This is a genomic window from Escherichia sp. 94.0001 (genome assembly GCF_013369155.2).
Classification (GTDB): Bacteria; Pseudomonadota; Gammaproteobacteria; order Enterobacterales; family Enterobacteriaceae; genus Escherichia; species Escherichia coli_F.
Map to the genome: position 1 here is coordinate 98,033 of NZ_JABWMS020000007.1, position 11,866 is coordinate 109,898.

At 53.3% G+C, this 11,866-nt stretch carries 10 protein-coding genes; all 10 read right to left on the minus strand.

Features of this window, described 5'->3' with window-relative positions:
- Positions 1-174: 174 nt before the first annotated feature.
- A complete protein-coding gene (gene rnr / locus HEN33_RS05905) occupies positions 175-2,616 on the minus strand; it encodes a ribonuclease R (RefSeq protein WP_000076292.1) in 2,442 nt (813 codons plus the stop codon).
- A 38-nt stretch (positions 2,617-2,654) separates the two neighbouring features.
- On the minus strand, positions 2,655-3,080 hold the full coding sequence (gene nsrR / locus HEN33_RS05910; protein ID WP_001177639.1) for a nitric oxide-sensing transcriptional repressor NsrR: 426 nt from the start codon (positions 3,078-3,080) through the stop codon (positions 2,655-2,657).
- Between the two features lie 204 nt (positions 3,081-3,284).
- On the minus strand, positions 3,285-4,583 hold the full coding sequence (purA, locus tag HEN33_RS05915; protein WP_000527955.1) for an adenylosuccinate synthase: 1,299 nt from the start codon (positions 4,581-4,583) through the stop codon (positions 3,285-3,287).
- A 103-nt stretch (positions 4,584-4,686) separates the two neighbouring features.
- Positions 4,687-4,884 carry a DUF2065 domain-containing protein gene (locus tag HEN33_RS05920; protein WP_001089292.1) on the minus strand — a complete coding sequence of 66 codons (198 nt, stop codon included), beginning with the start codon at positions 4,882-4,884 and terminating at the stop codon, positions 4,687-4,689.
- 81 nt (positions 4,885-4,965) lie between these two features.
- Positions 4,966-5,970 (minus strand): protease modulator HflC, encoded by a 1,005-nt coding sequence (hflC, locus tag HEN33_RS05925; RefSeq protein WP_001232412.1) that lies wholly within the window; start codon positions 5,968-5,970, stop codon positions 4,966-4,968.
- Positions 5,971-5,972: 2 nt separating this feature from the next.
- Complete coding sequence (gene hflK / locus HEN33_RS05930; protein WP_000312477.1) at positions 5,973-7,232, minus strand: FtsH protease activity modulator HflK; 1,260 nt, start codon at positions 7,230-7,232, stop codon at positions 5,973-5,975.
- A gap of 85 nt (positions 7,233-7,317) precedes the next feature.
- Positions 7,318-8,598, minus strand: a complete 1,281-nt coding sequence (gene hflX, locus HEN33_RS05935) for a ribosome rescue GTPase HflX (protein WP_000460360.1) — start codon at positions 8,596-8,598, stop codon at positions 7,318-7,320.
- A 76-nt stretch (positions 8,599-8,674) separates the two neighbouring features.
- Positions 8,675-8,983: an RNA chaperone Hfq gene (hfq, locus tag HEN33_RS05940; RefSeq protein ID WP_001051883.1), complete on the minus strand. Its 309-nt coding sequence runs from the start codon at positions 8,981-8,983 to the stop codon at positions 8,675-8,677.
- A gap of 85 nt (positions 8,984-9,068) precedes the next feature.
- Positions 9,069-10,019: a tRNA (adenosine(37)-N6)-dimethylallyltransferase MiaA gene (gene miaA, locus HEN33_RS05945; protein ID WP_001280350.1), complete on the minus strand. Its 951-nt coding sequence runs from the start codon at positions 10,017-10,019 to the stop codon at positions 9,069-9,071.
- A complete protein-coding gene (gene mutL, locus HEN33_RS05950; protein WP_015953939.1) occupies positions 10,012-11,859 on the minus strand; it encodes a DNA mismatch repair endonuclease MutL in 1,848 nt (615 codons plus the stop codon). The genes miaA and mutL overlap by 8 nt, the downstream gene beginning before the upstream one ends.
- Between the last annotated feature and the right edge of the window lie 7 nt (positions 11,860-11,866).

An 11,866-nucleotide genomic window follows, 5' to 3' on the forward strand; every position in this document is an offset into this window, starting at 1 on the left:
ACTCGTTGTTTACGTTTTGCCTGATGCGCTACGCTTATCAGGCCTACATGATCCCTGCAATGTATTGAATTTGCGTGATTATGTAGGCCGGATAAGGCGTTCACGCCGCATCCGGCATGAACAAAGCGCATTTTGTCAGCAATCTGACCCTCTTCTGTTTGAAGAGGGTAATGATCACTCTGCCACTTTTTTCTTCGCCGCACGCTTCGCTTTGGTCGCTGCGGCTATTTTCTGCGTTTTCGCCGATGGCTTTTTCGCTTTTCTCGCGTCTTTCTTCGCCGCTTTCGGCTTCGTTTTTTTCTCGCCGCGGAAAGCGCTGTCTGGCTCAAAGTTTACCTTTTTACCAACCTGACGACGCTTGCCGCCTTTTTTGCCTGCATCGCCTTTTTTCGCTTTCTCGCGCGCCGTTTTACCGACGTTGCGCGGTGCGCGTTCGCTGGAGATCAGGCTAAAGTCGATTTTGCGCTCGTCCATATTTACCGCTTCGACGCGCACTTCCACGCGATCGCCCAGGCGATAAGTCTGGCCGCTGGATTCACCCATCAGGCGTTGTCCTACCTGGTCAAAGCGATAGTAGTCATTGTCCAGCGAAGAGACATGGACCAGACCATCGATGAACAAGTCATCCAGGCGAACAAAGAAGCCAAAACCAGTGACGCTGGAAATTACGCCTTTAAAGACGTTACCTACCTGGTCGAGCATGAAGTCACACTTCAGCCAGTCAGCCACATCGCGCGTTGCTTCGTCGGCACGACGTTCCGCCATCGAACAGTGCTGACCCAGTTGCAGCATCTCTTCCATCGAATAATGGTAGCCGCCGGTTTCAGTGGTATTCCCCTGATGCCCCTGCTCTTTCGCCAGCAGATACTTAATGGCGCGGTGGAGCGTCAGATCAGGATAACGACGAATCGGCGAAGTAAAGTGCGCATAGGACTGCAATGCCAGACCGAAGTGACCGCGGTTTTCCGGATCGTAAATCGCTTGTTTCATCGAGCGCAACAGCATGGTTTGCAGCATTTCTGCGTCAGGACGGTCAGCAACCGATTCCAGCAGTTCCGCGTAGTCACGCGGTTCCGGCTTGTTACCGCCAGGCAATTCCAGCCCCAGTTCCGCCAGCACTGAACGGAAAGAGGTTATCGCTTCGGTGCTCGGCTTGTCGTGAATACGGAACAGTGCCGGTTCTTTGGCCTTCTCAACGAAACGCGCCGCCGAGATATTCGCCAGAATCATGCACTCTTCAATTAACTTGTGTGCGTCGTTACGCTGGGTCTGTTCGATACGCTCAATACGGCGTTCAGCGTTGAAAATGAACTTCGCTTCTTCGCTCTCAAACGAGATCCCGCCGCGTTCTTCACGGGCTTTATCCAGCACTTTATAGAGGTTATGCAGCTCTTCGAGATGCTTAACCAGCGGGGAGTACTGCTCGCGCAGATCCTGATCGCCCTGCAGAATATGCCAGACTTTGGTGTAGGTCAGACGCGCGTGAGAGCTCATCACCGCTTCATAGAATTTGTAGCCGGTCAGGCGGCCTTTCGACGAAATGGTCATCTCACACACCATACACAGGCGGTCTACCTGCGGGTTGAGCGAGCACAGGCCGTTAGAGAGCACTTCCGGCAGCATCGGGATAACCTGCGAAGGGAAGTAGACCGACGTACCACGGTTACGCGCTTCTCTATCCAGCGGTGTTGGCGGACGCACATAGTAACTGACGTCGGCAATTGCGACCCACAAACGCCAGCCGCCGCCGCGTTTTTTCTCGCAGTAAACTGCATCGTCAAAGTCACGGGCGTCTTCGCCATCAATGGTGACCAGCGGTAAATCGCGCAGATCGACACGGCCAGCTTTCGCCTCTTCCGGTACTTCTTCTTTCAGCCCGGCAACCTGTTGCTCAACAGCCTGCGGCCAGATGTACGGAATTTCATGGGTACGCAGGGCGATATCAACCGCCATGCCGGTGCCCATATTATCGCCCAGCACTTCGACGATTTTACCCACCGCTTTGGTACGGCGAGTCGGGCGTTGGGTCAGTTCAACCACCACCACAAAGCCCATCCGCGCGCCCATGATCTGATCGGGCGGGATTAAGATATCGAAGCTCAAACGACTGTCGTCAGGAACCACAAAGCCGACACCCGCTTCGGTAAAGTAGCGACCAACAATCTGGCTGGTTTTTGGTACCAGTACGCGGACAATACGCGCTTCACGGCGGCCTTTACGGTCAGCGCCCAGCGGCTGTGCCAGCACCTGATCGCCATGAATGCATGTTTTCATCTGCTCGCTGGAGAGATACAAATCATCTTTACGCCCTTCAACCCGCAGAAAGCCGTAGCCATCACGGTGGCCAATAACGGTACCTTTCACCAGGTCGAGGCGTTCCGGCAGCGCATAGCACTGACGGCGAGTGAAGACCAGTTGACCATCGCGCTCCATCGCGCGCAGGCGGCGACGCAGGCCTTCAAGCTGCTCTTCGCCTTCAATGTGCAGTTCTACCGCCAGCTCATCACGGCTGGCCGGTTTTTCACGTTTGGTTAAATGTTCGAGGATAAATTCCCGACTAGGGATGGGATTCGCGTATTTTTCAGCTTCGCGTTCCTGGAAAGGATCTTGTGACATCTCGGTTCCTCCGTTGTCATCTCTGATGAAGATTTTCGTCACTCCACCAGCAATAATTTATAAAGCGGTTGATTCTCTTCAACCAAATCGGCAAGCGTGTAGTTATCCAGTTCCGTAAGAAAACTTTGCACGGCCTTAGAAAGTGCCTGTTTCAACCGACAGGCAGGTGTAATGTGGCAAAACTCACTGCTGCAATTCACCAGCGATAAAGGTTCCAGCTCGCGCACCACATCACCAATACGTATCGCACTCGCCGGTTTCCCCAGGCGAATGCCGCCATTTTTTCCACGAACAGCAGTCACGTAGCCGGCACGACTAAGTTGATTGATTATTTTGACCATATGATTACGGGAGACGCCGTAGACGTCAGTCACTTCAGAAATACTGGTCATCCGCCCTTCTGGCAATGACGCCATGTAGATCAGCGCACGTAATCCGTAATCAGTGAAACTCGTTAACTGCACATCAACCTCAAAAGGGAAAGCGGGAAAAAATACATTTATATTGATGATAAACCAGCCACAAGCTGTGTCGCTAATTTATTTCAGTTCGGGGAAGGAAAAAAGCGAGGATTTAACACTGTGTCGGATAGCGTAATGGCTTACCCGACACAGCAATGTATCACACTGTTAGCCCGGCAGGCAAAATATCTGCCAGGCGTACCAGAATTACGCGTCGAACGGGTCGCGCAGAATCATGGTTTCAGTACGATCCGGGCCGGTAGAGATGATATCGATCGGCACACCGGTCAGTTCTTCAATACGCTTGATGTAGTTCAGTGCCGCCTGCGGCAGACCGCTACGATCTTTCACGCCGAAGGTGGATTCAGACCAGCCCGGCATGGTTTCGTAAATCGGCTCTACACCTTTCCAATCGTCTGCTGCCAGCGGTGTGGTAGTCACTTCGCGACCATCCGGCATACGGTAAGCCACGCAGAGTTTCACCTCTTTCAGGCCATCCAGAACGTCCAGTTTGGTCAGGCAGAAGCCAGACAGGGAGTTCAGCTGTACCGCACGACGAACGGCAACGGTGTCCAGCCAGCCGGTACGACGACGACGACCCGTAGTTGCGCCGAATTCGTTACCCTGCTTGCAGAGGAACTCACCAGTTTCATCAAACAGTTCGGTCGGGAACGGACCTGCACCTACACGAGTGGAGTAAGCTTTGAGGATACCCAGAACGTAATCAACATAACGCGGGCCCAGGCCGGAACCGGTCGCCACGCCACCTGCAGTGGTGTTGGAAGAAGTTACGTACGGATAAGTACCGTGGTCGATATCCAGCAGCGTACCCTGCGCACCTTCGAACATGACGAAATCGCCACGCTGACGCGCCTGGTCGAGCAGGTCAGAAACGTCAACCACCATAGAAGTCAGGATGTCGGCAACAGCCATCGTATCATCCAGAACTTTCTGGTAATCAACCGCTTCAGCTTTGTAGTAGTTAACCAACTGGAAGTTGTGATATTCCATCACTTCTTTCAGTTTTTCAGCGAAGGTTTCTTTGTCGAAAAGGTCGCCAACACGCAGACCACGACGTGCCACTTTATCTTCATAAGCAGGCCCGATACCACGACCCGTGGTGCCGATCGCTTTCGCGCCGCGCGCTTTCTCACGCGCGTTATCCAGCGCAACGTGATAATCAAGGATCAGCGGACATGCTTCAGACAGCAGCAGACGCTCACGAACGGGGATGCCACGGTCTTCCAGTTCTTTCATCTCTTTCATCAGCGCGGCCGGAGACAGCACAACACCGTTACCGATGATGCTGGTTACATTCTCGCGGAGAATACCTGATGGAATAAGATGGAGAACGGTTTTTTCACCGTTGATTACGAGAGTATGGCCTGCGTTGTGACCGCCCTGGTAGCGTACAACATATTTAGCCCGTTCAGTCAGAAGATCGACGATCTTACCTTTACCTTCGTCACCCCATTGGGTGCCCAGTACGACGACGTTGTTACCCATTTTTCAAAATCACCGTTTGCTTAAAAATGGATTCTACCATCGCTTTTTCAGAGTTACAGCACTTTTTGCACTCAAAAATGACCTCGATCAGTCTGTTTTTTGTTCAGCCAATCGTTTTCCTCAACATGTAGTAGACCACAACGCCCGCAACCACAAGTCCACCGCCAAAACGACGTAAAATATTATCGGGCAAATTGGTCATCGCAGCGATCATCTTCTTCCATGCCTTCGGGTAAAGCATCGGCCCTAAACCTTCCAGCACCAAAACCAGGGCAAGCGCCAGCCAGATTGTCGAATTCATTCATTATCCTTATAGAAAAAGAAAACCACCGACATCCCTGAGGATGCGGTGGCTTTATTGACCTGTACCGCAGTCGTTATATTAACGCGTTGCGGAAGTCGGCGTCTTCATGTAGCGGAAGAAATCGCTGTCCGGGCTCATGACCATCACGTCCTGATTGCCGGAGAAGCTGTTCTCATAAGCACGCAGGCTACGGATGAATGCGTAGAAGTCCGGATCTTTACTGAATGCATCAGCAAACAGTTTGGCTGCTTCTGCATCGCCTTCACCACGCATGATGCGGCCCTGACGCTCAGCTTCTGCCAGCGTTCTGGTCACTTCATAGTCGGCAGTCGCGCGCAGTTTTTCCGCTTCTTCCTGACCTTGTGAACGGTGACGACGTGCTACCGCTTCACGCTCGGCGCGCATACGGTTGTAGATCGCTTCAGACACTTCGGTCGGCAGGTTGATCTGCTTGATACGCACATCGACAACTTCAATACCCAGCGCCGCCATACTGTTCGGGTTGATGACCGGAACTTTGCCCTTCGTCTCAGCCGTTACGCGCTCTGCCGCTTCGGCAATGGCGTTATCCGCTGCCGGGGTAGTAACTTCATCTTCTGTACCCGCAGAACCGGAGTTTAGCGCGTCACGCACTTCCAGGGTCAGACGACCACGGGAATCGGTGACGATATCTTTAACATCCAGACGACCAATTTCAGAACGCAGACGGTCAGAGAACTTACGTTTCAATAGCACTTCCGCTTGCGAAATGTCGCCACCACCCGTTGCCAGGTAGTAACGGCTGAAATCGCTGATGCGCCATTTGATGTAAGAGTCGACGATCAGGTCTTTCTTCTCTTTGGTCACAAAGCGGTCGGCCTGGTTGTCCATGGTCTGAATACGTGCGTCGAGCATTTTCACCGTTTCAATGAACGGTATCTTGAAATGCAGACCCGGCTCATAAACCAGAGGTTTGTTGTCATCGTCACGCAGTACCTTACCAAAACGCAGCGTAATACCGCGCTCACCTTCTTTGACGACAAAGACAGACATGTAAAGCACTACCAGCACGATGATGATAATCGCGATAACTGACTTACGCATCGTTATTCCCCCTGACGCTGGTAGTCGTTACGCTGCGCGTTAGCGCGGCGTTGGTCCATAATATCGCCCTGACTGGTGGACGACGTGTTGCTTGCTCCACTGGTTGTGGAGGAAGAGGCTGGCGGCAGACGCAGCAGATTGCTGGCACCGTTATCGCTCTTCGCCGCAGGGGCGTTACCACCTTTCAGCATCTGGTCTAACGGCAGAACCATCAGGTTGCCACCTTTATCGTTAACCAGCACTTTGCGGGTGTTGCCCAACACTTTTTCCATCGTCTCGATATACAGACGCTCGCGGGTAATTTCCGGCGCAGCTTTATATTCCGGCAGAAGTTTAGCAAAGCGTGCCACTTCACCCTGGGCTTCCAGGATAGTCTGAGCCTTGTACGCACGCGCCTCTTCGAGGATACGTTGCGCCTGACCGTTCGCACGCGGCTGAACTTCGTTGGTATACGCTTCTGCTTCACGAATGTATTGCTGTTCGTTTTCACGCGCGGCAATCGCATCGTCAAACGCCGCTTTTACTTCTTCCGGCGGACGAGCTGCCTGGAAGTTGACGTCCAGCAGAGTGATACCCATGTCATACGGACGAATCGTCTCTTCCAGTTCGCGCTGAGTATCGCTACGAATCACGGTACGACCTTCCGTCAGAATGCGGTCCATGGTGTATTTACCGATAACCCCACGCAGGGCGCTGTCGGTAGCCTGACGCAGGCTGTCATCCGGGCTGGTCACGCTATACAGATATTTTTCCGGATTGGTGACGCGGTACTGTACGTTCATCTCAACGCGCACCACGTTTTCGTCCGACGTCAGCATCACACCGGAAGCAGCCAGTTCACGCACGGCTTCCACGTTCACCGGTTTGACTTCGTCGATAAACGTCGGTTTCCAGTTCAGACCCGGCTCAACCAGATGGCTGAATTTACCAAAGCGTGTTACCACGCCGCGTTCGGCTTCTTTAATGGTGTAGAAACCACTGGCCGCCCAAATAATGACAATCGCTGCCGCTGCGATGGTAACGACACGACCGCCAAGCTGCGGGCGCGGGCCTTGCGATGAATTACCACCGCCAGATCCGGTGCCTTTACCGCCGCCCAGACCACCGAGCTTTTTGCTCAGTTTGCGGAAGATATCATCTAAATCAGGTGGCCCTTGATCGCGACCGCCTTTGTTTCCATTTCCCTCAGAGTTGCCGCCAGGTTTGCTGCTTCCCCACGGGTCGCGGTCTTGTCCGTTATTACCGGGCTGATTCCACGCCATGTTTGTGCTCCATATTTGTTATGCGGTGATCCCTGTTGTCTTTCGACGCCAGAGGATATGACTCCACGCTTCAGACGCTACGCCGTTAGATCAAGTAATCGATCAACGCCGGTTCTTGTTTGCAGAGGCGACGCCAGTCAACGATCGGCATACGAACTTGCAGACTTACGCTGCCGTCCTCCTCCATCCACTCTTTTTCTATTGCCTGAAGCTGATAAAAACGACTTCTCAGACGCCCTTCCTGCGGCGGCAGACGCAATGTATGCTGCGCCACCTCGCCGGAAAGCCGCTCCGTCAAAGCCTGAAAAAGCTGTGGTATCCCCGCTCCGGTCTGCGCAGAAAGCCAGACACGGATCGGTTTGTTCTCTTCGTCCCGATCAATACGCGGTTCAAAATCTTCCAGCATATCGATCTTGTTCATCACCAGCAGGGTTGGGATCTCGTGAGCATCGATCTCTTCAAGAACCGTATTCACCGCTTCGATGTTTTCTTGTACTCGCACATCTGCCGCGTCAATGACGTGCAGCAGCAATGTGGCTTGCCGCGTCTCTTGTAACGTGGCTTTAAATGCCGCCACCAGATCGTGCGGCAGGTGGCGAATAAACCCTACGGTATCTGCCAGCACGGTTTCACCGACATCCGCGACGTCAATACGCCGCAACGTCGGGTCGAGGGTGGCAAACAACTGGTCTGCCGCATAGACCCGCGCTTCGGTGATGCGATTGAAAAGGGTAGATTTACCGGCGTTGGTATATCCCACCAGCGAAACAGTAGGAACGTCGGCTTTGATACGCGATTGCCGCCCCTGCTCACGCTGTTTTTCAACTCTTTCCAGGCGCGACTGTATCTGCACGATGCGATTACGCAACAAACGACGGTCGGTTTCGAGCTGGGTTTCACCCGGACCACGCAAACCGATCCCGCCTTTCTGTCTTTCAAGGTGGGTCCAGCCACGCACCAGGCGCGTAGCCAGATGGCGCAACTGCGCCAGCTCAACCTGCAACTTACCCTCATGGGTACGCGCACGTTGGGCGAAAATATCTAAAATAAGGCCGGTGCGGTCGATAACACGACACTCGCACAAACGCTCCAGGTTACGCTCTTGCGCCGGGCTCAGGGCATGGTCAAAAAGAACGACCGAAGCACCCGTCGCTTTGACAGCTTCCGCAATTTCAACTGCTTTACCTTCACCTACAAAATACTTTGGGTGCGGCGCTTTACGGCTACCGGTAATCACCTGCAATGCTTCGACACCGGCGGAAGAAACCAGAGATTCAAACTCCTGGAGGTCTTCCATATCTTTGTCTTGCGTAAAATAGATGTGTACCAGTACCGCCTGCTCACCAGCATCATAACGGTCAAACAAGCGTATAACCCTCTAAATAGATCAGCGGGGAACGCAGGATCGCTGGCTCCCCGTGTAAAAAAAACAGCATGAAACCTTATTCGGTTTCTTCGCTGTCCTGTTGCGCGGAAGTATTCTGCGCGCTGCTACCATGATGATAGTTACTGCTGGTACCGCCACCGGCGTTGTTACTGTGATGAGAAACCGGGCGAGACGGGACAACAGTAGAAATCGCGTGCTTGTAAACCATCTGGCTGACCGTGTTTTTCAACAGGATCACGAACTGATCAAAAGACTCGATTTGTCCTTGCAGCTTAATACCATTCACCAAATAAATAGAAACTGGAACACGTTCCCGACGCAGTGCGTTCAGGAACGGATCTTGTAAAGATTGCCCCTTAGCCATTCTCTCTTTTCCTTATATGCTTATTTGTACTTTGAACCTTTCGATTCTGAAAAAATTGCGCACGATACGTCTCAATTGTACACATTCAGCCTGCGATAGCACCAACAACCTGTAATACTTCGTCACGCGCCTGTTCTGGTTTTTCACTGTCAAGCCAGTGAACCCCTTCCCAACCACGCAGCCAGGTTATCTGCCGCTTCGCCAACTGTCTCGTGGCGCAAACACCTCGATAAACCATTTCATCGTATGAGATTTCGCCTTCAAGGTAAGACCACATCTGGCGATAACCCACGCAACGAATGGAAGGCAAGTCCGTATGCAAATCTCCTCGGGCAAAAAGCGCCCGGACTTCTGCTTCAAAACCTGAAGCCAACATCTGATGAAAACGCTGCTCAATTCGTTGATGGAGCAGTTCACGGCTCGCCGGGGCGATGGCGAACTGATGCACCTGATACGGTAGAGCGTCTCCTGACGTTTGCGTCAGTTCCGTTAAAGTTTTACCCGAAATGAAAAAAACTTCCAGTGCCCGGGAAAGCCTTTGTGGATCATTTGGATGAATCCTTGCTGCCGCAACCGGATCGATCTCCTGAAGTTGACGATGCAATGACTCCCAACCTTGCTCTGCCGCCTGTTGCTCAATTCTGGCCCGCACTTCGGAGTCCGCCGACGGTAGCGGCGACAACCCTTCCAGCAATGCCTTGAAATACAACATCGTACCGCCCACTAATAGTGGGATCCGCCCCGCCGCGGTGATATCGGCCATTTCCGCCAGCGCATCGCGGCGAAAATCAGCGGCCGAATAAGCCTGCGACGGATCGCGAATATCCAGCAATCGGTGCGGCGCGGCGAGTAACTCTTCAGCGTTCGGCTTCGCCGTCCCGATATCCATCCCTTTGTAAATAAGGGCAGAATCAACGCTTATCAACTCTACTGGTAAAATTTTACGCAGCTCAATGGCTAACGCCGTTTTACCGGAGGCCGTCGGCCCCATCAAAAAAATCGCCTTAGGCAGGCTCGCCTTACTGATATCACTCATCTTTCAGGGCTTTTATCGCCGGATGTAAATCAACAGATTGTAACAGACCACCCGGCGGCGTTTTCACAAGTTGCGGACATAACCGTTCCACGTCCGCCAGCAGGGTGATGGCCTGTGCCATTGACCACTGCGCATGTTCGCTCATCAGATTTCGTGCAATCCACTGCGCAATATTGCCAGGTTCGAATACGGACTGCTTCGCCAGGTAGCCTATCAGTTCAGGAATCAAGATTTGTAAATTTTGTTGGCGTAAGGGTAAAGGCACGGCCCTGATGGTCACATACTGTGCATCGGACTGGAAATCAATACCCAATTCCGCCAGGGCAGACTGCGCTTTTTCTAATGCCGATTTTTCTTCGCCAGAAACTTTTAGCCGCAACGGAATAAGCAACGGCTGAGCGCAAACTGGCGTTTCACCCGGCGTCAACTGCGCCTGACGCAGCCAACGTTCTGCCACTGGCAGGGCTAAAAGTGAAATGTTGCCGTCGCGCTCCAGCAACGCACAGTCGGAATGGACGATAGTCAGTACCCGACCAAAACTCTGACTGTTCGCCGCAAGCGCTGGCTCCTGCGGTTCAGGTGCTTTTGGTTTTTGCATCGGCGCAGGCGTTTGCAAAAGCTGGCGATACACTTCACCTTGCTGTTTCTGGTAGCCTGGCTGCGCATTCGGCCAGGAAGCTGCTGGACGACCACCAGAGGCGGGCGCAGGAGAGTAGCGGGGGGCTACCGGTTCACGAACTGCCGGTTCAGCAAAATGATTACGCCCGGCGGCCACGCGGTTCTCCGGAATGGTGCGCGGTGCAGGTTGAGGTTCATCGTCCAGTGGCAGCGGCGTTTCCAGCTGTTGTTGTAGCACACTCAGCACGCCCTGATAGATAAAGTCGTGCACCAGACGCGACTGATGGAAACGCACTTCGTGTTTGGCGGGGTGCACGTTGACGTCCACTTGATGTGGGTCGATCTCCAGATACAACACAAATGCCGGTTGCTGATCGGCACCCAGTTTGTTTTCGCAGGCCTGACGGATCGCATGATTGATCAGGCGATCGCGCATCATGCGACCATTCACGTAGCAATACTGAATTTCTGCCAGTGTGGGCGTGGTGTGGTTTGGATCTGCCACCCAACCGCGCAGCGTGAGATCGCCGTGCTGCCATTCAATCGCCAGCGCATGTTCGAGAAAAGCGGTGCCGCAAATCGCGCCTAAACGCCGTTCTTTTTGCCCGCCTTCCGGCACTGCGCGGTACTGGCGAACTATTTTGCCGTTATGCGACAGATTGATAGTGACGTCGAAACGCGCCAGCGCAATGCGGCGGATGATTTCATCAATATGGTTAAATTCGGTTTTCTCGGTACGCAGGAATTTGCGCCGCGCCGGGGTATTGTAGAACAGATCCAGCACTTCCAGCGTCGTTCCCACCGGATGCGCCGCAGGTTTAACAGTCACGTCCATATCGCGCCCTTCGGCATATGCCTGCCAGGCTTCCTGCTGATCTACGGTGCGCGAAGTGAGCGTCAGACGGGAAACTGAACTGATACTCGCCAGCGCCTCACCGCGGAACCCCAGGCTGATAATAGCTTCGAGATCGTCCAGAGAGGCGATTTTACTGGTAGCATGACGCGCCAGCGCCAGCGCCAGTTCATCTTTTTTGATACCGCAGCCGTTATCACGAATGCGGATAAGTTTCGCCCCACCGCGTTCGATATCAATATCAATACGCGTCGCACCCGCATCGAGGCTGTTTTCCACCAGTTCTTTGACTACCGACGCAGGTCGCTCGACCACCTCACCTGCGGCAATCTGGTTCGCCAGTTGTGGCGGTAAGACCTGAATTGGCATCAATCAT

What these genes read in the sequence shown, in the direction of transcription:
- miaA (WP_001280350.1), bottom strand. Translation starts at nt 10,019, where the DNA reads ATGAGTGATATCAGTAAGGCGAGCCTGCCTAAGGCGATTTTTTTGATG.
- HEN33_RS05920 (WP_001089292.1), bottom strand. Translation starts at nt 4,884, where the DNA reads ATGAATTCGACAATCTGGCTGGCGCTTGCCCTGGTTTTGGTGCTGGAA.
- hflK (WP_000312477.1), bottom strand. Translation starts at nt 7,232, where the DNA reads ATGGCGTGGAATCAGCCCGGTAATAACGGACAAGACCGCGACCCGTGG.
- purA (WP_000527955.1), bottom strand. Translation starts at nt 4,583, where the DNA reads ATGGGTAACAACGTCGTCGTACTGGGCACCCAATGGGGTGACGAAGGT.
- rnr (WP_000076292.1), bottom strand. Translation starts at nt 2,616, where the DNA reads ATGTCACAAGATCCTTTCCAGGAACGCGAAGCTGAAAAATACGCGAAT.
- mutL (WP_015953939.1), bottom strand. Translation starts at nt 11,859, where the DNA reads ATGCCAATTCAGGTCTTACCGCCACAACTGGCGAACCAGATTGCCGCA.
- hflC (WP_001232412.1), bottom strand. Translation starts at nt 5,970, where the DNA reads ATGCGTAAGTCAGTTATCGCGATTATCATCATCGTGCTGGTAGTGCTT.
- hfq (WP_001051883.1), bottom strand. Translation starts at nt 8,983, where the DNA reads ATGGCTAAGGGGCAATCTTTACAAGATCCGTTCCTGAACGCACTGCGT.